This window comes from Geobacter hydrogenophilus (assembly GCF_018501225.1).
Taxonomy (GTDB): domain Bacteria; phylum Desulfobacterota; class Desulfuromonadia; order Geobacterales; family Geobacteraceae; genus Geobacter; species Geobacter hydrogenophilus.
In genome coordinates, this window is record NZ_JAHCZI010000001.1 from 283,581 (window position 1) to 307,135 (window position 23,555).

A 23,555-nucleotide genomic window follows, 5' to 3' on the forward strand; every position below is an offset into this window, starting at 1 on the left:
GAGGCTCCGCTCAAGGGAAAACAGACAGGGGAAATGCCCGGAAACGCTGTTTTTTAAAGGAGTTCAAACTAGCACAGGGGACGGGAGAGTGTCAAGGAACCGGGATGGTTACGGAAGGGCAAGGTAGAACGTCGCCCCCTCCCCTTCTTCGCCCCGGGCCCAGACACGGCCGCCATGCCGCTGCGCGATCCGCTGGACCGTGGCGAGGCCGATACCGGTCCCCTCGAACTCATCGGCTCGGTGGAGCCGTTGGAAGGGCCCGAAAAGTTTATCAATGTAACGCATGTCGAAACCGGCACCGTCATCACTGACGTAGATGACACGCTCGCCGTCGATTACGGTTTCGCCGAACCGGATGTGGGAGGATTCCTTCTTCCCCGTGTACTTCCAGGCGTTGTCCATGAGGTTGGCAAGGGCCACTCGAAGGAGCGTCGGGTCCCCCTTTGCCACGATACCATCGGCGATCTCGAATTCAACCCGCCGGTCCGGTTGGGACTCCTTATACTCCCGCGCCAACTCCCTCACCATCCGGCTCAGATCGACGGACTCCCGGCGCATGGCACTGCGGGAGACGCGGGAAAGATCAAGGAGATCGTCGATGAGCTGCCCCATTCGCCGGGAAGCATTCTTGATCTTCTCAAGGTAGGGCATCGCCGCTTCCGGCAGTGAAGCGCCGCAATCCTCCATGAGTGCCGCGCTGAATCCGTCGATGTGGCGCAGAGGCGCCCGCAAGTCGTGTGAAACCGAGTAACTGAACGATTCCAGCTCACGGTTGGCGGTTTCTAGCAGGAGGGTCCGCTCGTTCACCCGCTGCTCTAACTCCTCGTTGAGGCGACGGATCCGTTCCTCGGCCAGCTTCCGCCGGGTGATGTCGCGCAGAACAACCTGCACGGCCGGCTGACCGTTGAAGGTGAAAGGGATGCCGATCACATCGACGTCGACCACCGTGCCGTCCAGGCGAAATATCCGCTGCTCGCAGAGGGGAACCGGCTTGCGCTCCGCGTAGAGGCTCTTGATCCGTTCGGCCACCACCTCGCGGCTGTCGGGATGGACAAAATCGGTGATCGGGCGCCCCACCAACTGGTCGGAATGGTTGGCACCGTACAGCAGGAGGGCGGCCGGATTGGCAAAGACATAGCGCCCTTCGCAGTGGATGACGATGGCGTCGGGTGACGATTCCACGAGCAGGCGGTACCGCTCCTCGCTCTCGCCCAGATGATCCTGGCTTGTCTGATACTCGTCGATCTGCTGACGCAGTTCCTCCTCGGTCATGGCGAGTTCTTCGTTGCGGTCGCGCAAATCCCGCTCCCGCCCACGGACCGCGTCGGTCATGGCGCTGAAGCTGTCCACGAGTTCGTCGACCTCGCGGAAACTAGGAGGAGGCGGGACAAAGGCGTAATTGCCCCGGGCGATCTCCCGTGCACTGGCCACGAGCGCCGTCAAGGGCCGCAAAACCACGGCCCGGCCGCAAAGCGCCAGCAGGATGGCCAGAAGGATGGTCGACACGGCGCCAAACCAGAAAATCGACTCGATCCGCTTGACGGGAGCCAGGGCCTTTGCAAGGGGGACCTCTACGATTACGAGCCACCCTGTCTCCGGCATCCGCACCACGCTGCCAAGCCGTTCCACACCATCCACGGTATAGGTGTAGGTTCCGACCCTCCCCGCAACCCCGGCGCGAACGATCTCCATCCCTCCCAGGTCGGTCTGCCGCTGCACCAGCGTGTAGTCGTGATGCCCGATAATCTTCCCGAGCCTGCTGACGATAATAACCGAACCGTCGTCGTCAGGCTTAACCTGTTCGGCAATTCTGCTCAGAACCCGGAGCCCCACGGTGCCGACAACCGTACCTTCTCCCGCTGGCGCGGCGAACATCACCGCCGGATCGCCGGTTGCAGGCGAAAGGAATACCGTCGAGCGGCTGATTCTTCCCCGGTTGATCGTTTCGCGCAGAACCGGCAGATTCGACAGGTCCATGCCCACGTAAACACGCGGCGATGCCGACACATTCGGGGCAAAGGCGACATCGACAACCCTGCCGTGGCGGTCGACCAGATAGACCGACTCAAAGAGCCCGATGGCCCTGACTTCCTCCAGGAGCCGCCTGGCCTGTTCCCTGGCCTTGCCGTCCTCCCGTTCCATAACCTTGCCGATGTGCTCGATAAACCCCAAGGGCTCCCGGAGGCTTGCCGTCACCTCGCGGGCAACGCTGCGGGAAAGGGTGAGATTGGTGGTGCCCACATGATCGAGCAGGTTCTTGTGCTCGATCATGAGAGCTATCATACCTACCGCGATCACCGGAACAACCGCCGCAACCAGCAGGGCAACCAGCAGGGCATTTCTGAAAGTCGGTTTTTGTTTCACGGTTTCTCCAACGTCCATAATGCCTTCAGGCGCACGGTCATCAAGGAATGACTTACGCTCGCCGAAACGATCAAGACCAGAATGACAATACAAATCACGTGAGAAATTGCTCCTGAATCGTGCGCAATACCTCGGCACTGCAAAGAAAACAGTACAAATTCACAAAACAGTTTCAATTAGTAGCACACTCCTCACTTACTTTCTAGATATTGAGAGGATGTCACGCTTGCCCTATCATCCCCCTTGAAATTCGTCCCGACGATGATTAGGTTAAGGACCACGCAACCACCACACCGACACAAAGGAGAAGACACATCCCATGACGAAGACCACCAAGAAATTCGAAACCGAGGTCCAGCAGCTCCTCGACCTCGTGATCCACTCCCTCTACTCCAACAAGGACATCTTCCTCCGGGAGCTCATCTCCAACGCCTCCGACGCCATCGACAAGGTCCTCTTCGAGTCCCACCAGAACGTGGCGGTCATCGAGGGGGAGCCGGAAGGAAAGATCAAGCTTATTCCCGATAAAGAGGCCGGCACCATCACCATCCGCGACAACGGCGTCGGCATGACCCTGGAGGAGGTGGAGAAAAACATCGGCACTATCGCCCACTCGGGGACCAAGGCGTTCCTGGCGAACCTGAAGGAGCAGAACGTGGCAGAGCACCCGGAGCTCATCGGCCAGTTCGGGGTCGGCTTCTATGCCTCGTTCATGGTGGCCGACCGGGTCACCCTCGTCACCCGTAGGGCCGGTCACGACAAGGCTGCGGGGGTCCGGTGGGAGTCCACCGGCGACGGCACCTACACCGTGGAGGAAACTGCCAAGGAGACCCGCGGCACCGAAATCACCCTCCACCTGAAGGAAGAGATGAAGGAGTACCTGGACGAGTGGAAAATCCGCTCCATCGTCCGGAAGTACTCGGATTACGTCCAGTACCCCATCGTCATGGACGTGACGCGGACCGAGGTCCCCAAGGGGGTGAACGGCGAGGAGATCGAGGGGGCCGGCACCATCGAGAAGACCGTGGAGGAGACCCTCAACTCCATGAAGGCCATCTGGACCAGGGCCAAGAGCGAGGTGACCGACGAGGAGTACGAGGAGTTCTACAAGCACGTCTCCCACGATTTCGAGAAGCCCCTGAAGACCATCCACTACTCCGCGGAAGGGGTGAGCGAGTTCAAGGCGCTCCTCTACCTGCCGGCCCACAAGCCCTTCGACCTCTTCATGCCCGAGCGCAAAAAAGGGGTCCAGCTCTACGTTCGCCGGGTCTTCATCACTGACTCCTGCGAGCAGCTCATCCCCGACTACCTCCGCTTCGTCAAGGGGGTGGTGGACTCCAGTGATCTACCGCTTAACGTTTCCCGGGAGATCCTCCAGGAAGATGTCCAGATCAAGCGGATCCAGAAGAGCCTGGTGGGCAAAATTCTCTCGACCCTCTCCGAGATGCGGGAGAAGGAGGCCGACGACTATCTCACCTTCTACAAGGAGTTCGGCCAGGTGCTCAAGGAAGGGGTCCACTTCGACTACGCCAACCGGGATAAGCTCCAGGACCTCCTCCTCTTCGAGAGCACGAAGACCGACGCGGGGGAGTTCACCTCCCTCAAGGAGTACGTGGAGCGGATGCCCGAGGGGCAGGAGGAGATCTACTTCATCACCGGCACGAGCCGCGCAGCCCTGGAGCAGTCCCCCCACCTGGAGATCTTCCGGAAGAAGGAGTACGAAGTCCTCTTCCTGACCGACCCAGTGGACGAGTGGGTGGTACAGGGGGTCACGGAATACGGCGGCAAGAAACTCAAGGCCGTGGACCGGGGCGACGTCATCCCCGCCACCGAGGAGGAGAAGAAGGAGCAGGAGGCCAAGCGGGAAGAGGCGGCCAAACAGTATGGCGACCTTCTCTCCTTCGTGAAGGAGAAGCTTGACGCGCGGGTCAAGGAAGTGCGGCTCTCCAGCCGCCTCACCGACAGCGCCTGCTGTCTCGTGGCCGACGAACACGGCCTCAACGCCAACATGGAGCGGATCCTCCGGGCCATGAACCAGGATGTCCCCGACTCGAAGCGGATCCTGGAACTGAACCCGGACCACCCGATCATGCAGGTGATGGCAAACCTCTTCGGCAAGGACAAGGCCAACCCGCGGCTGGCCGACTACTGCGACCTCCTCTACGACCAGGCCCTCCTCACCGAAGGCTCCCCCATCACCGACCCGCTCCGGTTTACCCGGCTCGTGGCGGAGCTGATGGTGGCGGACGGTAAGGCGGCTGCAGGGGAGTAATTCAGGGGATATAACTGAACAAAGGGGAGTCGGTGACGGCTCCCCTTTTCCGTTGCATGGATTACACACCTTGACAGGGCGCCCCACCGCGCTAGACTTGCTTCGTCGTAATCACTAACGAAGGAGGAACCCGCAAATGGCATGCGACATCACGTCCCACAAAATGCACATGTGTGCCCTCAAGGCCGAGGGATGCAGCGACGAAATTGCGAGCCTTTCCGCATCGCCCACCGTCAAGTGCGGCAACTGCGGTGCATTGGCCAACTCACCCGACAACGTCTGCAACCCTGTCCCCCTCAAGTGATCAACCGGCATCACTATGGATGCCCTGCATGCGGCCCGTGACCTTATGTGCGGGCCGCTTTTTTGTGTGCCCACCGATCATCTCCCCCCTCTTCCGTCGACCGAAAGGAAGTTCCGCTGCGGGCGGTAGCCTCCCGCAATTCCCGTCACATCAGTCCCACGATGATGAACTGAGGCGGCATCCCAGGCTGAAAGGTGAGGCACGGAACTTGCTGAGCCATCTCCTGATATGCGAATCAGATTGCTCAGACTCTGCGCAGCCGCCCTGCTCTGCATCCTGGCAGCCGCTCCGGACGGCCGGTGTCGACAAGACCCGGACCTGGCTTCACCTCCCACCGTTGACAGGGTGGTAGTCTACAAATCGAAGCGGCTGCTGGAGTTGCGCAGCGGCCAGAACCTGATCCGATCCTACCGGGTCGCACTGGGAAGAAACCCCGTCGGCCCCAAGGTAAGAGCCGGTGACTTCCGGACTCCCGAAGGAGTTTACCAACTCGACCGCCGCTCCCTCCAGAGCCGGTTCTTCCGATCGATCCACATCTCCTACCCCAATGCCGCGGACATCGCCGCCGCCCGGAAGCAGGGAGTTTCTCCCGGAGGAGACATCATGATCCATGGTCTCCCGGCCGGATTCGAGGACGTGGGCCCGCTTCATGCCACCCAAGATTGGACCAAGGGGTGCATCGCCGTCACCAACACCGAGATGACGGAAATTTGGCACCTGGTGCAAAACGGCACCCCGATCGAAATACTGCCTTGACCGCGAAAAAGAAGGATTGACCGGCGTCACCTACGGGGCAGCAGCGAGCGCCACCCACCAGGAGAACACCACCCCCACGGCACTGGCAACGGCCAGCACCGCATTGAGAGCCGGACCGGGCTCCCCGAACCTGCCGATCAGATATTCCGCCACGGCGCCAAGCGCTATCCCCCACAAAAATCCAAACAGGTGCGCTCCAAGGTCGGTGTGTTCGCCTTCCGTGCCAAGGACCGCCAGGAGGGCCAGGCCGGCGGCAACCGGGAGCGGCCACCGTCTCTGCAGGTGATGGCGATGGCGCACCACGCTGCTTGAAGCGAGGATGCCGACCGCGCCGAATACCGCGGTGGAAGCTCCGACCGAGATGTGGCCGGTGGAGTGAAGTAATGCGTTGACGAGGTTCCCGAGGATTCCCGAACCGAGGATGAGGCTCCAGGCGAGGCCCGGCCCTATTTCGCGGCAGAGGAGGATGACCAGCACCCCGCCGATCGCAAGATTCCCCACGAGATGCGGCAGATTCGCATGGAGGGTGAGGGCGGTTACTGCGCGCCACCACTGACCATCCATGATCTTTTCGGCATCGGCGCTGCCAAGGGTAAGCCAGTCGAGCGGGGGATGACCGGGAAGGGTGACATCAAGCCGGGTGATGTTGTGAAAGGTGGCCAGGAGAAAGAGGACTGACAGGGTCGCCAGGACATTCCCGTTCATGGTCCTGACCGGTGGTGCCGGCGGAGGCCAGTTGCGGTTTTCCTCTTCAAAGAGGCGCACCTCCTCCACGGCCCGGTCGTAGAATGACGCCGGCACCACCACGTGCCATCCGTTATCGCTCCGAACAATGCGGCAATGGACAGCCCGGGCCTCAAGGACCAGCCCCCAGAGTTGGGCCTTCCCCTCTTCCAATGCTCCCGGAGCCACGGGGAGCCACAGTTCCTGGCGAAGTGCGGTATGTATGGTCTCCAACTCCATAAACGATAGTCTAATCATTGCGAAGCCTGATTGCGACCCATGGGCGAGAAAAAAACGGTCGACTAAAAATAACCAGTACCGGCTTTGAACGCACAGAGGCTCAATTGAATGCTACTATTGCATTCATGACCTCTCCCGATCTCATCAACGACCCCATCCCGAAGCTCCTCACCCGGCTCGCCGTGCCGGTGGGGACCGGCTTTTTTTTCAACACCATGTTCAATGTGGTGGATACCTTCTACGGAGGGCTCATCTCCACCAGGGCGCTGGCGGCACTCTCCCTCTCCTTTCCCCTCTTTTTCATCATCCTGGCCATCGGTGCCGGCACCTCCATGGGAGCCACGGCCCTCATCGGCCACGCATTGGGGAGCGACCAACGGGAGGAGGCGGAGCTCTTTGCGGCCCAGGCCGTCTCCTTCGGCGTCATTCATGCCCTCTTCATGACCGTGGGAGGACTTGCGGCGGCGCCGGCCCTCTTCAGGCTCATGGGGGCATCGGGCGACTACCTGGATCTGGCCCTTGCCTACATGGATGTCATCATCGCCGGTACCGTCTTCTTCGTCGCCAACTATCTCCTCAACGCCATGCTCAACGCCTCGGGGGATACGAAGAGTTTCCGCAACTTTCTGGTGGCGGGATGCTTCCTGAACATGGCTTTAGACCCCTGGTTCATGTACGGAGGGGTGGGCGTGCCGGCCCTGGGGATACGGGGCATTGCCCTGGCCACGGTGGTGGTCCAGGCCGTGGGGAACGTCTACCTCCTGGGTCGGGTGCGGCGGACGGGTCTTTTGTCGGGGCGCTCATGGCAACTCCTCATGCCTCGGCGGGAGCCGTTTCGCCGCCTCTTTGGCCAGGGGATTCCGGCAAGCATGAATATGCTGACGGTGTCGCTGGGGATCTTCGTCATCACCTGGTTCGCGGGGCGGTTCGGCAAGGAGGTGGTTGCTGCCTACGGCATCGGCACCCGCATCGAACAGATCGTGCTCCTGCCGGCCTTTGGGCTGAATGTGGCGGTCCTCTCCCTCGTGGCCCAGAACTTCGGCGCAGGGAAGCTTCGCCGGGTACGGGAGACCTTGACGAGGGCGCTGCGGGCGGGGCTCCTCTTGATGACAGGAGGGACGACGCTGGTCTTTGCGGCGGCCGAGCCCCTGATGAAGCTTTTCACCGCCGATCCGCTGGTGGTTGCCCACGGGGTCACCTTTCTCCGGGTGGAGGCGTTGTTGCTGGGGGCCTATGTGATTCTCTACATGAATAATTCGGCGCTCCAGGGGCTGCAGCGGCCGGCCTTCGCCCTCTGGATCGGGCTCTTCCGTCAGATCATTGCGCCGGTGCCGATCTTCTGGCTCCTGGCCCTGGTGCTCGGCTGGGGGCCCCCCGGCATCTGGTGGGGATTCTTTCTCGTCACCTGGAGCGCGGCGATAGTGTCAGTCCTCTACACCCGCCGGGTGCTGCGGCTGGCAACCGAAGAGGCCGACGCGGCGATCATGCAGAACGGCGGCAACGGCTCCCCCCCTTGACTCCGGGCCGCTTCCCGCTACCCTTTACCCATGCCCGAATCAATCCTCGCCACATTCACCGTCAAGCGCCTGGAGATCATCGCCCCGGACGGGACCGCCGACGAGAGCCTCGTCCCGGACCTCTCGGGGGACGAGCTGCGGCGCATCTACTACCTGCTCCTCCTCACCCGCGCCTTTGACGGCCGCGCCCTGGCCCTCCAGCGGGAGGGGCGGATCGGCACCTACCCGTCGGTCCTGGGGCAGGAGGCGGCCCAGGTGGGGAGCGCCTTCGCCATCCATGAGCGGGACTGGGTATTCCCCTCCTTCCGGGAAATGGGCGCCCACCTCACCCTCGGCTATCCTCTCCACCAGCTCTACCAGTACTGGGGAGGAGACGAGCGGGGACTTCGCACCCCCGACGGCATGAATATCTTTCCCATCTGCGTCTCCGTCGGAACCCACATTCCCCATGCCGCCGGGGCAGCCCTGGCCGCGAAGCTCCGGGGTGACCGGATCGCCGTGATCGCCTATTTCGGCGACGGCGGCACCTCCAAGGGTGATTTCCACGAGGGGTTCAACCTGGCGGGAGTCATGGGGCTCCCGACGGTTTTCATCTGCCAGAACAACCAGTGGGCCATCTCGGTGCCGCTTTCGGCCCAGACCGCCTCCCGATCCCTTGCCCAGAAGGCCGTTGCCTACGGCTTCGACGGCATCCAGGTGGACGGCAACGACGTCCTGGCCGTCTACCGTGCCACCCGGGAGGCCCTGGAGAAGGCTCGAGGAGGCGGTGGCCCCACCTTCATCGAGTGTCTCACCTACCGGATGTCCGACCACACCACCTCCGACGACGCCAGCCGGTACCGTTCCCCCGAAGAAACGGAACAATGGCGGGAGCGGGACCCGATACTGCGCTACGAGCGGTTCCTGGCGAAGCGGGGACTCTGGAACGAGGACTATGCCGCCGAGATGAAGGGAAAGGCGGGAGGGGAGATCGACGAGGCGGTTCGGCGCTACGAATCGGTGCCGCCGCCGGCGCCGGGGGAGATGTTCGATTTCGTGAGTGGGGAGTTGTCGGCGCGGCAACAGAGGCAGCGAGAAGAGGCTTCTCCATGACCCAACTGAACATGGTTCAAGCCATAAACCTCGCCCTCCGGGAGGAGATGGCCCGGGACGACCGGGTGGTGCTCCTCGGGGAGGACGTGGGGAGGGACGGCGGGGTCTTCCGGGTGACGGAGGGGCTCTTCGAAGAGTTCGGCCCGGAGCGGGTCATCGACACTCCCCTGTCGGAATCGGCCATCGTGGGTGCGGCGGTGGGCATGGCGGCCTACGGCCTTCGCCCCGTGGCGGAGATCCAGTTCTTGGGGTTCATCTACGCCGCCTTCGACCAGCTCTTCACCCATGCCGCCCGCATCCGAACCCGGTCCCGGGGACGCTTCACGGCACCGCTGGTGGTTCGCACCCCCTACGGGGCCGGCATCAAGGCGCCGGAACTCCACGAGGAGAGCACCGAGGCCTTTTTCTGCCACATGCCGGGAGTGAAGGTGGTGGTCCCCTCGGGGCCATACAACGCCAAGGGGCTCCTCATGGCTGCCATCCGCGACCCCGACCCAGTCCTCTTCCTGGAGCCGACCCGCCTCTACCGGATGGTGAAAGAGGAGGTGCCCGAGGGTGAGTACACCCTTCCCCTCGGGAAGGCCCGCATCGCCCGGCCGGGAGGCGCCGTCACCGTCGTCGCCTGGGGAAGCATGCTCCAGCGGGTCATGAAGGCCGTCGAGGGGTACGACGCCGAGGTGATCGACCCCATGACCCTCTCTCCCTTCGACGGGGAGACGCTCCTGGATTCGGTGAAGAAGACGGGGCGGCTGGTAGTGGTTCACGAGGCTCCCCTCACCTGCGGCCTCGGCGCCGAGATCGCCGCCACGGTGGCCCAGGAGGCGATCCTCCATCTCCGGGGACCGATCATCCGGGTGGCCGGCCCAGACGTGCCGGTGCCGCTGGCGAAGCTGATCGACCACTACCTTCCGTCGCCGGAGCGGATTCGGGCGGCGCTCGATGAAGTGCTGCAGTACTGAGGAGCGACCCATGCCCTTCGATTTCAAACTCCCCGATCTCGGTGAAGGGATCACCGAAGCCGAACTGAGAAAGTGGCTCGTGAAGGAAGGCGACACCGTTCGCGAGCACCAGCCCGTGGCCGAGGTGGAAACCGACAAGGCGGTAGTCGAGGTTCCCTCCCCCCGTGGCGGGCGGGTCGGCCGGCTGGCGCGGCGCGAGGGGGAGACGGTGGAGGTGGGCGCGACGCTCTTCACCATTGAAGAGGAGGGTGAGGCCCCGCCGGAACGGCCCAAATCAGTAGGAATCGTGGGGGAGCTCCCCGAGGCGGAGGAGGAGCGCGAGATCATCGCCACCCCCCTGGTGAGGAAACTGGCCCGGGAACGGGGTATCGACCTGGCCACGGTCCGGGGAAGCGGCCCCCGGGGAAGCATCACTCCCGACGACCTGCAACGGATTTCTCCCTCTTCCGCTCCCCAGCCCACGGAAAGTTTCAGCCCCGTGAAGCTGGTCCCCCTGCGGGGGGTGCGCCGCGCCGTGGCACGAAACGTCATGGCCTCCCAACGGAACACCGCCTTCGTCACCGGCATGGAGGAAGCTGACATCACCGAGCTCTGGGAGCTGCGCCGCCGTGAACTGGGGGCCGTTGAAGCCCGGGGCGCCCACCTCACCTTTCTCCCCTTCTTCATCAAGGCGGTCCAGCACGCCCTGCAGCAGCACCCCTACCTGAACGCGACCATCGACGACGCGGCCGAGACCATCATCATCAAGCGCCACTACCACTTCGGCATCGCCGTGGAAACCCCCGACGGCCTCATGGTGCCGGTCATCCGCGACGTGGACCGGAAAAGCATCATCGAACTGGCGGCCGAAATCCAGGAACTGGGCTCAAAGGCCCGAAAACGGACCATCTCCCTCGACGAGCTGAAGGGAAGCACCTTTACCCTCACCAACTACGGCCACTTCGGCGGCGTCTTTGCAACCCCCATCATCAACTGGCCCGACGTGGCCATCCTCGGCTTCGGCCGCATCGGCGAGCGCCCCTGGATCCACAAGGGGCAGATCGCCATCCGCAGAATCCTCCCCCTCTCCCTCACCTTCGACCACCGGGTCACCGACGGGGCCGACGCAGCCCAGTTCCTCCTCAAGGTGGTCGCCTACCTGGAAGACCCGGCACTTCTTTTCATCGAAAGCACTTGACGGCTTTTTTGTGTTAAATTACTCGACAATACTGTCGTAATTATTTACACAACCCTCCATTTCTCGGTGGCAACGCCAACGAACCGTTGTCATATCGGTATGTTATCTATTGGCACATCACTTGTTAGAGAAGAGATAGCAACCGACCGCCGCGCCGCGGCACATCCAGTTCACGGAGGAACCATGAAACGCCTGATCGCCCTGCTGCTTCTCGTCGCTGCCCTTGCTTTCGTCCCCCGCGCAGAGGCGTTCTCCCTCTCCCTCGAACCCCCTTCGCGGACCATCACGGTGGGAGACACGGCAACCTTTACCCTGAGACTCTCGGATCTTACTTCGCCGATTTTCTTCACCGATTACGCCGTTTCCATTCTCTTTGACTCATCCATACTCTCCTTCGACTCAGCATATTTCATCACGGGCACAGGCACGGCAACTCTCCTTCCTGATAATCTCATTCTTGAGGGAGTCTCCCTTCTCACTGATCCTGTCTCAGCCCCGTTGGATCTGGCCTCTCTCACCTTCACAGGGATCAATACCGGGACAAGCGACTTGATAATTGCCGCCAACACTTTCGCGGACCTCAACACCTTGAATTTCTTCGAAGCGGATTCCGTCTCCAACGCACAAGTATCCGTTGTCCCTGAACCGGGCACCCTGATCCTCCTGGGCGCCGGCTTGGCCGGGCTGGCTGTCTGGCGGCGTAGACGCCCCTGAGGAGGAATACCGGATCCCCCCTCTTTTGACTTTCCCCTCTCCCACTTCAAGCTTTTTTCAGGCATGACTGACCGCCGCTCCCACCGGGGCGGCGGCACCCAATTTTCCCTTTCAGGGGTAATCATCGCGGTATCCAGCCCGTACCCTGAGCATCTCCGCTCCATCAATCTCTCCGTTTTCTGTTTCTTTTCTCCCCCCCGTCAATCGCCGTTTTTTTGATTCACATCATAATTTTTTCGACCGAATCGGTATACGGTAAGACCATCACGAACGAGGGAGGCGAATAATGGAACTGAAAAATGATCTCGGCACAACGGCCATCCAGGACGTCATCGAGAAACACCCTGAAATCGGCGAGATCCTGCAGCGCTACGACATCGGCTGCGTCACCTGCAAGGTGGGGATCTGCCTTCTGAAGGATGTGGTTTCCATCCACGGCCTCTCCAAAGAGGACGAGGCCCGGATCGAGCAGGAAATCAACGACTTCCTGACCCGGAAAGCGGCATAGAAGATAGAGAAGAAGACAGATTCCCCAACGCCCATACACAACTCACACGAAAAGGAGAACTCAATCATGGCAAATCTCGGTTGCGGCTGCCCCGGCAGCATGGCTCGCGTCATCGAAAGAGAAGAAAACAACACCGCCGAAACCACCGTCAAGCCCCGGTCGGAGCTTCGCCAGTGGCCGGTTCAACTTCACCTGGTTCCGCCGGCGGCCCCCTACTTCCGCAACGCCGACATCCTCATTTCGGCGGACTGCGTGGCCTTCGCCCTCGGCTCCTTCCACCAGGATCTCCTGAAGAACAAGGCCCTGGCCATCGCCTGCCCCAAGTTGGACGAGACCGGCACGTACGTGGAAAAACTCGCCACCATCTTCCGCGACAACGACGTGAAGAGCGTCACCGTCGCCATCATGGAAGTTCCCTGCTGCCGCGGCCTCGATCTCATGGTGCAGCAGGCCCTGGCCAAATCGGGAAGGGATATCTCCGTTGAAACACTCATCATCGGGATTGACGGAGAACGGAGGAACTGACCATGAAACGGGACATCACTCAGGCCCTGGTGGAGGAGCATCGGCTGATCCTCCGGATGCTGGCCCTCTTGGAGCGTAACGCCCCCCTCACTGCGGCGGGGCGATACACCAACTACCGTTTTTACCGGGACGCGGTCGATTTCATCCGAAACTACGCCGACCGCTTCCACCACGCCAAGGAAGAGGACATCCTCTTCGAGGCCCTCATAACCAACGGCATGCCTCGGGAGAACAGCCCCGTGGCTGCCATGCTCATGGAGCACGACCGGGGGCGGGCCTATGTGAAGGCCATGGAAGAGGCAGCCCTGGCCGCCGAGGGAGGCGACACCTCACGCACCGGCGCCCTGGCCGAGAATGCCCTTGCCTACCTGACCCTGCTCCGGGAGCATATCGACAAGGAGGACACCATCCTCTATCCCCTGGCGGAGCGGATCATTCCGGAGGGAAAGCGCGAGGGGATCGTCGGCGGCTACGAAGCGGCGGAATCCCGCACGCCGGCAGGCTTTGCGGAGCACTACCTGCACCTGGTGGAGCAGTATGAGGCGGAGGCAACCGCCAAGGCCGCCTGAGGGAACAACAGGATCGGCAGCACACAAAAAAAGCCCGGTTTCCCGGGCTTTTTTCTTTGCAGGTTGTCTCACGGTTATCTCACTAGTCACCGAACGTATGCGCCTCCGGAAGCTGCACTGGATCGCAGACATCGGCTGGGTCATGGGCTTTTACTCCGCACTTGCTGCAGGAAACGGTCGCATTGGCCGACAGGGAACTGATGGTTCCCGTATCCTCCATCGTGCAGAGCTTATCATGGGCTCTTCCGTGTCTCATGGTTCACACCTCCTTTGAGGTGAAGGCTAACCAGTTCTCCTGCTACAATTAAAGCACAATTCAAGATAAATTCAAATTCGAAACACAAAAGAAACACCAGCCCTCAAACGTTCAGAGACTCCCCTCCCCCAGCACCCCCATGACCCGCTCCAGATTAACCCGGGCCACGAGATAGTCGCGCCGTGCCCGGGCCAGGTTCCCCCGGGCCTGACGCAGGTTCAGCTCGGCGTCGTCCACCTCCAGACGGATCTTGACCCCCAGCTCGAATCCCTTCTCGGCCATCTGCAGAAGGCGCTCCGCCTGAACCACCGTACCGGACAGGGCTTTGACAATCTCCTCGGACTCGCGAACGGCATTGACCGCATCGCGGATTTCCAGGGCAACCGACTCCAGGAGCTTAGCCTCGTCGATCTTCATGCTTCGCCGTTCACTCTCGGCCTGGGCCACCTTGCCCCGGGTCTTGAGGCCATCGAACAGGGGAAAACTCAACTGCAGGCCCACGGTCCATATCTGGCCGCTCCCGGAACCATCCCCCACTTCCAGGTACCGCCATCCGTATTTCCCCGTCAGGTCCAGACGCGGCTTGTCGTCGGCGTCAGCCACCTTCACCAGTTCACCGGCAATGGAGAGGCGATGATTGATCTCCTTCACCTCGGGGCGTTTATCCCGGGCCACTGCAAGGGCTCTGTCGTAGGAGGGATAGGGAGTCAGCGCGGTTTCCAACGAGCCGGTCACATCCACCTCACCCTCCAGGGCCAGGAGGAAGGAGAGCCGGTCTCGGGCCACGCGGACACTGTTGCCGGCCCTGATCACATCGGGCATGGCATTTTGCACCGCAACATCCGCTGCCAGGACATCGTAGTCGGTGGCCACGCCGGCCGCATACCTGCGCTGGGCCTCATCCTGGTGCCGCACCTTCTGCGCAAGATTCTGGGAAGCAATGGCGTGCTGCTCCCTGGCAAGAAGGATATTGTAAAAGGCCACCGACACATCGCGCCAGGCGTCCTGCCGCGCCCTGCGAAGCTGCTCGTCGGCGGTGGCAAACCCCTTCTCCGCCGCCCGGATTGCCGCCCCCACCTTACCCCAGGTGTAGAGAGCCTGGGAAAGACCGAGTTCGGCGCCATAGATATCCTGGCGCACCGGCATGAACCCGCCCGCATAGGCATTCAGGCTCTCGTCGTGCTGGGTGGCGGCCTGTCCGGTGATCGACAGATGGGGAAGGGCGGCAGACCGTTCCTCCACATAGCGCCCCCTCACCTGGTTGTGGAATTCCTTTGCCTTGAGAATGTCGCGGTTGCGCTCCGCGGCCACCTCCAGGGCCTGGTCGAGGGTGAGGACCCGACGGTCGGCGGCGTCAGCCTCGGAAAGTCCGCCAGGGAGACACGGAGACACGGAGCAAAGCAAAAAAGAAACAATAACCACGTTCCTAATGAAGGTGTTTCTGAAGAGCCCTGATTCACGCATCGCCGGTCCTCCGCGCCTCAGTATCTCCGTGGTGGGTTTTCAGGGCCTTTTCACCCCGCCACTTTCGCCTGAGCCACAGTGCCAGATCGTCCATGTAAGTGTACATGACCGGCACGACGATAAGGGTGAGGAGCGACGAGGTGATGAGCCCGCCGATCACAGCCCTGGCCATGGGAGCACGTCCCTCGCCGCCGGCGCCGATACCGAGGAAGAGCGGCAGCATGCCGAAGATCATGGCCAGGGTGGTCATGACGATGGGGCGGAGTCTCGTCCGCCCCGCCTCGATGATCGCCTCCCGACGCGGAAGGCCATCCCGTCGTCGGAGAACCTTCGCGTAGTCCACCAGCAGAATGGCGTTCTTGGTGACAAGTCCCATGAGCATGATGAGGCCGATGAGCACCATGATATTGATGGTGTCGCCGGTCAGTTTCAGCATGCCGGCCATGCCGACGATGGAGAGCGGCAGCGACAGCATGATTGCCAGGGGCTCGAAGAACGACTCGAACTGGGCGGCCAGAATCAGGAAGACGAACACCACGGCCAGCAGGAGCGATTCTCCCATGTAGCCGAAGGATTCGGCCATGTCCTCGGCCTCGCCGGAGAAGTTGATGCTGTAACCCGGCTCCATGGTGATCTTCTTCGAAACCTCCTCCACCTTCTTCACCGCCGTGCCGATGGGGAGCCGATCCAGGTTGGCCGAGACCGTCACGAGACGCGACTGGTCGCGGCGATTCACCTCGGTAGGGGTGGCAGCGACGGTTTCGGTGCTGACGCTGGCCAGGGGGATCAGCTTGGTGCCGCCTGCGCCGTCGGGCACCGAGATCTTGAGGTCCCGCACCTGGGCCGGGTTCTCGCGCAGCCCCTCGGGAAGCCGGACCCGAACGTCCACGGCATCTCCGTCCTCGTCCTCGTAGGTTGTGACCGCCTCCCCCCCCACCAGGCGGGAAAGGGACATGACCACGTCGTTGCTGGAGACGCCCGCCGAGAGGGCCTTCTCCCGATCGACCCGGAGCCGGTACTCGGGGATGTCGTGCTCCAGGGTGGCGGAGATGTCGACGATCCCCGGGACGGTATACATCAAATCCTTGAGCTGGGCCGCGTACTTCTTGAGGAGGGCGATATCGTCCCCTTTCAGGTCCACGTTCAGGGGCTTCGCCGTGCTCGCAATGACCCCCACCTTTTCGATGGAAAAGGTGATGCCGGCCACCTGTCGCAGCCGTTCGCGCACCAGGCGCTCTATCTCGAACTGGCTCCGATTGCGGGCCGATTTTTCCTTCAGCTTCACATAGAGAAGCCCGTCGCGCACTGTGCCGCTGTCGCCGGCCCCGATGGTGGCATAGGAATGGTCGATCTCGGGAATGCCCTTCAGTGCCGCCAGCACCCGGTTAAGCCGATCTTCGGTTTCGGAGATGCTGGCATCGGGAGAGGACTTGAACGAAACCTGGAACTCGCTCGTATCCTCGTCGACCATGAATGATGATTCCAGGGTCCCCATGAGGGCAAGCCCCAGGAAAAAGGTGATGCCAGCCGTGGCGACCACCGTTTTGCGGTGGTCCAGTGCCCAGGCGATGGCGAGGCGGTAGCGGTCGGCGGTCCGGTCGAACCAGTCGTTGAAGGTTTCGAGCCAGCGGGCAAGTCCCTTCCGTTTGCCGTGGGCATGGATGGCCGGGTCGTGCCAGCGGGAAGAGAGCATCGGATCCAAAGTAAAGGAAACGAAGAGCGACACCAGCACCGCGAAGGAAACCGTGATGCCGAAGGGAAAAAAGAAGCGCCCGACGATCCCCTTCATGAAGGCCACGGGCACAAAGACCGCAAGAATCGACATGGTGGTGGCGAAAACCGCCAGGCCGATCTCGCTGGTGCCGAACCGCGAGGCCTCCATGTGGTCCTTCCCCATCTCCAGGTGCCGGACGATATTCTCCCGCACCACGATGGCATCGTCGATGAGGAGCCCGATGGCAAGGGAGAGGGCCATGAGGGTCATGACATTGAGGGTCATCCCCATGGCGTTCATGACGATGAAGGCTGATATGACCGAAATGGGGAGCGTCACCCCCGTAATGACCGTGGAGCGCCAGGAGTTGATGAACAGGAAGACAATGATGATGGTGAGAATGCCGCCGACGACGAGGGTCTCCTCCACGTCGGCCAGGGACTGGCGGGTCATGATGGAGCCATCGCGCACCAAGGAGAGTTCGACACCCGGGGGAAGCTCCCGCCGCACCTTCTCCATGGTACTTCTGACGTTATCCACCACCTCCACCTGGTTGGCCCCCGACTGCTTGTAGATGTCGATACCGATGGCCGGTGCTCCGTTCACCAGGGCCAGGGTCCGCCGTTCCTCTACCCCGTCGGTGACGGTGGCCACTTCCCCCAGGGTTACGGGGCGGCCCCCCTTCTGGGCGATGACCATGGCGCGGTAGTCGGCCACTCGGTCCGGCTTTCCCTCGATGCGGAGGGGATACTCGACTCCTCCCCGGGTGATGCGGCCAAGGGGAGTGTTGACGTTCTCACTCTGAAGCCCCGCCACCACGTCGTTTACTCCGAGCCCCAGGGCCTCCAGCCGCACCGGGTCCACGTGGACACTCACCTCGCGCTTGGCCCCTCCCACGACCTCCACCTTGCCGACCCCGGCCACGCCCTCGAAGCGTTTTCTGATCCGCTTGTCCACAAGCGTTGTCAGCTCCCGCTGGGAGAGGCTTCCCGACTGGAGCGCCAGGGCCGCCACCGGCAGGGCGTTGAAATCGATCTTTTGGATAACGGGATCTTCTATGCCGGTGGGAAGCTCCCCCCGCACGGAGTTGATCTTGGCCCGGGCCTCCTGGGACACCTCGTTGATCCGCTCCTCCAGCCGGAACTGAACCACCACCGTGGAGACCCCCTCCCGTGAATAGGAGAAGACGTGCTTTACCCCGGCGATCTGGTTCACCGCCTCCTCGATCCGCTTGGAAACCTCCCTCTCCACGGTCTCGGGGCTTGCGCCGGGATACTTGGTGACAATTGAGATGACCGGGAACTCCACATCGGGATACATCTCCACCGAGAGCCGCCGGTAGGAAAAGATGCCGAGGGTCACGAGCACCAGCATCATCACTGCGGCAAAGATGGGACGCTTGATGGAAAGATCGGAGAGGATCATCCGCTACTTCCTTCCGCCGGCAACGGAAACCGCATCCCCGTCCTTGAGGTTGAAGCCTCCACGGGCCACGATCTGCTCGCCGGCCCCCACCCCTTTCACGATCTCCACTGAATCGCCGCTGACGGCTCCGGTCTCCACCTGCCTGAGCTTCGCGGTGGTGCCGGCGACAACGAACAGGCTCCCCTTACGGGCCGCCGTATCCCATGTGGTCAAGGCCCCGCGGGGGACCTGAACCACCTTGGGCCGCTGACCGGTGATAATCCGTCCCTTGACGAAGAGCCCTCCCTTGAGGCGGTCTCCGTCATTTCTCACTTCGGCGATCACCCGCAACGATCGGTCGGCGGAGGAGAGCTCCGGATTGATGTACATCACCCTGCCCGTGAAGGTTTTCCCGGGGAGGGCGTCCACGGTGAACTCCAGCAGCTGTCCCACCTTGACCCGCGCCGAATCGGCCGAGGGCACGGTGACTGTCAGGTTAAGGACACGGTTGTCCACTATCCGGAATATGGGCTTGCTGGTGGCGGCATCGCTCGCCAGATCCCCCACGTTCACGTCCCGCAGGGCCACTACTCCATCGAGGGGAGAGACCACAAGCCCCTTTGCCTGCCGTGCCCGGGCCTGGCGCACCTCTTCCTGGGCCACCCGGATCTGGGCCTGGGCTGCCTCTATCCTGGCCTGAGCCGCGGCCGACTCGGTGCGGGCGTCGTCTACCCCCTGCTGAGTCGCGAGCCCCGACTCCTTCAGTTTGAGAATCCTGGTCAGCTCCCGCTCCGCCCGGTTTGCCCCCACCTGGGCCTGGGCCAAGCCGGCCCGGGCCGACTCCACTGACGCCTCAGCCCGCTTCACCATTGCCTCCACCTCGGCCACGTCGATCCGGGCAAGGGGGGTCCCCTTGCGGACCCGCAGCCATTCGGTCACATAGACCTGCTTCACGAGCCCCGGAATCTGGGTCTTCACATCGGCATAAAACTTCGGTTCAAGGCTGCCGGTCACCTCGACCCCTTCCACCAGGTCCCGGGCGGCGACGGCAATGACCTCCACCGCCACCGGCGGTTTCACCGCCATGGACTTTTTCGCTTCGTCGCCCTTGCAACCGGCAAGGGGGACGGCGAAAAGAAGCAAGGCATGCATGCATATTTTGGACACGTTCATCAGCTAACCCCTTCGACACCATCGGCAGTTAATGCAGCCTAATCAATGCACAAGCATACACTGATACCGCACCGGAAGTATAGTCTCACGACTATGACGGTCAATAAATTATCCCCAAGCGGACTGCACCCGATGAGCACAAAAAGGCCGGGAGAATTGAGTCTCCCGGCCTTAGCCCTTACCGTGCTGATCTATTTCCTTCCTTCACCACCTCACCCGATCTCCCGCACTGCCTCCAGCAGCTCGTCAATGCCGATACCGTGACGGACAACAACGCCGAAGCCGTCGCTGCCGTAGCGGCGATAGAGGTCGAAGAGGGGATGCCGCTCGCCCTGTTCGTCCTTGACGCTTTTCACGGTGGCTATCCCCACGTCGGCCAGTTGGGGATGGGAGCAGGAGTTGGGGCAGCCGCAAATGGACCAGGAGAGGCGTTCCCCCGCAGCCCCCAGAGTACCGGCAAGCTCCCGGGACACATCGCGGGTTGGCGAGAGTCCCATCTTGCACTCATGGTTGCCGGGGCAGATCCGGAAACAAACCCTCTCCGCCGGAGAATCGCCGCCGAAGCCGGCCGCCGCCAGGGCCCGGGCCGCATCATCGCGCCGTGCCCCATCATCGAGGATAAACAGGACATTCTGTTCCCCTGTGACGACCATGTAGCCCCCCGCATACTGCCGTGCGATCTCCGCAAGGTCAACAAGCCCCTTCGTCCTCAGTTCGCCGGCAAATATCCCTGCCGTAAGCCGCTCGACCGCTCCCTCGTGTGGGGCAGACGTCAGGGGGGTGGCAAGCCCTGCGCCGAGGGAAAGAGAGGGAATCGCCGCAACACGCTCCTGGACGAGTTTTACGAACTCCTCCCGACCCCGTTCCCGCACGAGATGCTTGAGTCTCTTGCCCTTGGGAGTCAATTCCCGGTACAGGGAAATGATCGCCTCGGCCAGGGGGATGAGGCGCTCTCCTGCAACTCCCTCTTCCAGAAGAAAGGATGCGTGGGGCTCCCGCCCGAGCCCTCCCGCGGCCCAAACATCATAGATGCTGTTCCCATCGGCTCCCTTCCTGAGGATGACGGAAAGGTCCTGGATAAGGTGCCGCCCGTCGCCATAGCCGGTGAATACCCCGATCTTGAATTTTTTGGGAAGCCCCTCGAACCGGGGGTTGTGGGTGAAGTGCGATAGAAGCCGGCGCGCCAGGAGTTGGGCAGCGCCATAGCCGGCATCGCCGGGCATGGCGCAGACCACGCCGCGCACCGCTCCGCCGCAGGCCCCCCGCGTGGTCAGCCCCACCGATGCCAGCATCCGCCATGCTTCTGCCAGGTTTTCCTGTTTCAGCCAATGGAGCTCAATGCTTCCCCGGGTAGTCAGATGAACCGAACCGCCGGCGAACCGGTCGGCGATCTCAGCCACCCTGAGGGCCTGTTCCGTGGAGATGATCCCAGCCGGAACCTTGATCCGGAGCATGAAATTGCCCGGTTGCCGTTGCTCGTACACCCCGTCTATCCGCACGCTTTGCGGGTCGAACACCATTGTTTACCTCTTTTGTCTTAAATTGCACCGCAATACAGAATATAATCTACACTTTTATTATCCTCAATACAACCAAAGATTGCCCGCAAAATAATAGCAACTCAAAATATGCCCGGACTCCAAATCACGTTCGGATTATGGCTTATATAACAATCCTTGCCTCGCCGCGCCGTTTCGCTATACTTGTCCGGAAATCCGCGCCATTGGAGGCCCCATGCAGCATCCGCCCCTCGACTCCATCCGCAACATCGGCATAATCTCCCACATCGACGCCGGCAAAACCACGGTCTCCGAGAGGATACTCTTCTACACCGGAGAAACCCACAAAATTGGAGAGGTTCACGACGGTGAGGCGGTCATGGACTGGATGCCCCAGGAGCAGGAGCGGGGAATCACCATCACCTCTACCGCCACGGTCTGCCGCTGGGGTGCATGGTGGATCAACCTCATCGACACCCCCGGCCACATCGATTTCACCATCGAGGTGGAGCGGAGCTTGCGCGCCCTCGACGGCGCCGTGGCCATCTTCAGTGCCGTGGAAGGGGTACAGCCCCAAAGCGAGTCGGTCTGGCGTCAGGCCGACCGCTACCAGGTTCCCCGCATCTGCTTCATCAACAAGATGGACCGGGTCGGCGCCGACTACCGGGAAACCCTTCGGCAGATGGAGGAGAAACTGGGCGCCCGGCCGGCACTCCTGCAGCTGCCGGTTGGAGTTGAGGCCTCCTTCTCCGGCGTTGTGGACCTCATCGCAGGAGAATTCCTCACCTTCAGCGAGGCCGACCAGGGACGCACCGTGGAGCGCCACCCCATTCCCGCGGAGATTGCCGGTGAAGCCATGGCCGCACGGGAGGAACTCATAGAGGCCGCCGCTGACTTCGACGACGCCATCCTCGCCGATTTTCTTGATGGGACGGCGATCGCGGCGGAACGGATCCGCGCGGCGATCCGGAAGGGAACCATCGCATGCCGGATCGTTCCGGTATTCCTGGGAACGGCCCTGCGCAACAAAGGGATCCAGCCCCTCCTCGATGCCGTGGCCGCCTACCTCCCCTCCCCCCGCGACATCCCTCCGGCAACCGGGCAACGCCCCGATGGCGAAGCCGTTGACTCCCTCCCCTGCGATCCGGTCGGCCCGTTGTGCGCCCTGGCCTTCAAGGTCCAGGCGGACGAGGGGAGAAAACTCACCTATCTCCGCATCTATTCAGGAACCGTGAAGGCGGGAGGGGCCCTCTGGAACAGCAACCGCGGCTGTTTCGAGAAGGCGGCGCGCCTCTTTCGGATGCACGCCCACAAGCGGGAGCAGATCGACGAAGCCCTGGCCGGAGACATCGTGGCTGCCATCGGCCTCAAGGAAGTGCTCACCGGCGACACCCTCTGCGATCCGGCCCACAAGGTGCTCCTTGCCGGACTCACGGTGCCGGAGCCGGTGGTGGCCCTGGCCGTTGAGCCCAAAGGGGTCGACGACCGGGACAAGCTCCTCCCGGCCCTGGAAAAGCTCCAGTGGGAAGACCCCACTTTCCGGGTCCACGAGGACGAGGAGACTGGACAGACGATTCTCACGGGAATGGGGGAGCTGCACCTGGAGGTGGTCACCGACCGCTTGGGACGTGAATTCGGCGTTCAGGTGAAGACCGGCCGGCCCCAGGTGGTCTACCGGGAAACCATCACTCGTGCGGCGGAGCGGCAGGAGGTCTTCCGGACCGAATTCGAGGGGAAGGTCCAGGGGGGAGAGGTGCACCTGCGGCTCGCCCCCCTTCACCGGGGCGAAGGGGTACGGATCGTGGTGCCGCCGGCAGAGGTTCTCGGCATCACCAGGGAATTGCACGCAGCGCTCACCGAAAGCCTCACCCGGGGAGCCTCCACCGGCTGCGTCACCGGCTACCCCCTCACCGACCTGGAGGTGCGGGTGACCGCCGTGCCGGTGGAGGCGGGCATCACCACCGAAACCGGGGTGCGGGCCGCGGCCGGCCGTGGCCTCATGCACGCGGCCCGCAACGGAGCCCCCACCCTCCTGGAACCCCTCATGGACCTGGAGATCATTACCCCCACCGAGTATGCCGGCAAGGTTCTCGGGTCGGTCCAGCAGAAGCGGGGGCGGGTGGAGGGGATCAGCTCCCAGGGAAACACCGAGGCAATCCGGGCCCTCGTTCCCCTGGCCGAGATGTTCGGCTACATGACCGAACTGCGGAGCGCCACCAAGGGGCGCGGCAGCTTCACCATGGAATTCTCCCGCTTCGACCAGGCCCCCGTTTCAGTGCTCCAGCAATTCGGCCTGGCGTGAGAAAATGCAAAAAAATAAGTTAC

Annotated in this window: 19 protein-coding genes; 12 read left to right on the forward strand and 7 right to left on the reverse strand. The window is 62.3% G+C overall.

Annotation, left to right across the window (positions count from 1 at the left end; all coding sequences use genetic code 11):
- Positions 1–108 precede the first annotated feature (108 nt).
- Positions 109–2,364, reverse strand: a complete 2,256-nt coding sequence (locus KI811_RS01255; protein WP_214184673.1) for an ATP-binding protein — start codon at positions 2,362–2,364, stop codon at positions 109–111.
- Positions 2,365–2,683: 319 nt separating this feature from the next.
- Here KI811_RS01255 and htpG point away from each other — a divergent pair, with 319 nt between their 5' ends.
- The 3 genes from htpG (at position 2,684) to KI811_RS01270 (ending at position 5,696) form a co-directional block, all read left to right on the forward strand.
- Positions 2,684–4,636 carry a molecular chaperone HtpG gene (gene htpG / locus KI811_RS01260; RefSeq protein WP_214184674.1) on the forward strand — a complete coding sequence of 651 codons (1,953 nt, stop codon included), beginning with the start codon at positions 2,684–2,686 and terminating at the stop codon, positions 4,634–4,636.
- 136 nt (positions 4,637–4,772) lie between these two features.
- A complete protein-coding gene (locus KI811_RS01265; RefSeq protein WP_004514643.1) occupies positions 4,773–4,940 on the forward strand; it encodes a hypothetical protein in 168 nt (55 codons plus the stop codon).
- A 228-nt stretch (positions 4,941–5,168) separates the two neighbouring features.
- On the forward strand, positions 5,169–5,696 hold the full coding sequence (locus KI811_RS01270; protein ID WP_214184675.1) for a L,D-transpeptidase family protein: 528 nt from the start codon (positions 5,169–5,171) through the stop codon (positions 5,694–5,696).
- A 30-nt stretch (positions 5,697–5,726) separates the two neighbouring features.
- Here the strand turns inward: KI811_RS01270 and KI811_RS01275 are convergent, their stop codons facing one another.
- The gene (locus KI811_RS01275) at positions 5,727–6,677 is read right to left on the reverse strand and encodes a rhomboid family intramembrane serine protease (protein WP_214184676.1); all 951 of its coding nucleotides are present in this window, start codon (positions 6,675–6,677) and stop codon (positions 5,727–5,729) included.
- Between the two features lie 86 nt (positions 6,678–6,763).
- Between KI811_RS01275 and KI811_RS01280 the strand changes: the two genes are divergently transcribed.
- The 8 genes from KI811_RS01280 to KI811_RS01315 all read left to right on the forward strand — a co-directional run bounded on the left by KI811_RS01280 (position 6,764) and on the right by KI811_RS01315 (position 13,720).
- Positions 6,764–8,176: an MATE family efflux transporter gene (locus tag KI811_RS01280; protein ID WP_246551216.1), complete on the forward strand. Its 1,413-nt coding sequence runs from the start codon at positions 6,764–6,766 to the stop codon at positions 8,174–8,176.
- Positions 8,177–8,206: 30 nt separating this feature from the next.
- Complete coding sequence (pdhA, locus tag KI811_RS01285; RefSeq protein WP_214184677.1) at positions 8,207–9,268, forward strand: pyruvate dehydrogenase (acetyl-transferring) E1 component subunit alpha; 1,062 nt, start codon at positions 8,207–8,209, stop codon at positions 9,266–9,268.
- Complete coding sequence (locus KI811_RS01290; protein WP_214184678.1) at positions 9,265–10,227, forward strand: alpha-ketoacid dehydrogenase subunit beta; 963 nt, start codon at positions 9,265–9,267, stop codon at positions 10,225–10,227. The genes pdhA and KI811_RS01290 overlap by 4 nt, the downstream gene beginning before the upstream one ends.
- Positions 10,228–10,237: 10 nt before the next feature.
- Positions 10,238–11,404, forward strand: coding sequence for a dihydrolipoamide acetyltransferase family protein (locus KI811_RS01295; protein WP_214184679.1), 1,167 nt, complete (start codon positions 10,238–10,240; stop codon positions 11,402–11,404).
- A 183-nt stretch (positions 11,405–11,587) separates the two neighbouring features.
- Positions 11,588–12,118 carry a cohesin domain-containing protein gene (locus tag KI811_RS01300; protein WP_214184680.1) on the forward strand — a complete coding sequence of 177 codons (531 nt, stop codon included), beginning with the start codon at positions 11,588–11,590 and terminating at the stop codon, positions 12,116–12,118.
- A gap of 286 nt (positions 12,119–12,404) precedes the next feature.
- Positions 12,405–12,626: a hypothetical protein gene (locus tag KI811_RS01305; RefSeq protein ID WP_214184681.1), complete on the forward strand. Its 222-nt coding sequence runs from the start codon at positions 12,405–12,407 to the stop codon at positions 12,624–12,626.
- 66 nt (positions 12,627–12,692) lie between these two features.
- A complete protein-coding gene (locus tag KI811_RS01310; protein ID WP_214184682.1) occupies positions 12,693–13,151 on the forward strand; it encodes an iron-sulfur cluster-binding oxidoreductase in 459 nt (152 codons plus the stop codon).
- A gap of 2 nt (positions 13,152–13,153) precedes the next feature.
- Entirely contained in the window at positions 13,154–13,720 is a 567-nt protein-coding gene (locus KI811_RS01315) for a hemerythrin domain-containing protein (RefSeq protein WP_214184683.1), read from the forward strand.
- An 82-nt stretch (positions 13,721–13,802) separates the two neighbouring features.
- Here the strand turns inward: KI811_RS01315 and KI811_RS01320 are convergent, their stop codons facing one another.
- From KI811_RS01320 to KI811_RS01340, 5 genes are all read right to left on the reverse strand, one after another.
- Complete coding sequence (locus KI811_RS01320; RefSeq protein ID WP_214184684.1) at positions 13,803–13,976, reverse strand: hypothetical protein; 174 nt, start codon at positions 13,974–13,976, stop codon at positions 13,803–13,805.
- Between the two features lie 111 nt (positions 13,977–14,087).
- On the reverse strand, positions 14,088–15,440 hold the full coding sequence (locus KI811_RS01325; RefSeq protein ID WP_214184685.1) for a TolC family protein: 1,353 nt from the start codon (positions 15,438–15,440) through the stop codon (positions 14,088–14,090).
- Entirely contained in the window at positions 15,433–18,579 is a 3,147-nt protein-coding gene (locus KI811_RS01330) for an efflux RND transporter permease subunit (RefSeq protein WP_214184686.1), read from the reverse strand. The genes KI811_RS01325 and KI811_RS01330 overlap by 8 nt, the downstream gene beginning before the upstream one ends.
- A gap of 3 nt (positions 18,580–18,582) precedes the next feature.
- The gene (locus KI811_RS01335; RefSeq protein ID WP_214184687.1) at positions 18,583–19,731 is read right to left on the reverse strand and encodes an efflux RND transporter periplasmic adaptor subunit; all 1,149 of its coding nucleotides are present in this window, start codon (positions 19,729–19,731) and stop codon (positions 18,583–18,585) included.
- Between the two features lie 212 nt (positions 19,732–19,943).
- A complete protein-coding gene (locus KI811_RS01340; RefSeq protein WP_214184688.1) occupies positions 19,944–21,251 on the reverse strand; it encodes a nitrite/sulfite reductase in 1,308 nt (435 codons plus the stop codon).
- A 214-nt stretch (positions 21,252–21,465) separates the two neighbouring features.
- Here KI811_RS01340 and fusA point away from each other — a divergent pair, with 214 nt between their 5' ends.
- Positions 21,466–23,532 carry an elongation factor G gene (fusA, locus tag KI811_RS01345; RefSeq protein ID WP_214184689.1) on the forward strand — a complete coding sequence of 689 codons (2,067 nt, stop codon included), beginning with the start codon at positions 21,466–21,468 and terminating at the stop codon, positions 23,530–23,532.
- The last annotated feature ends 23 nt before the right edge of the window (positions 23,533–23,555 follow it).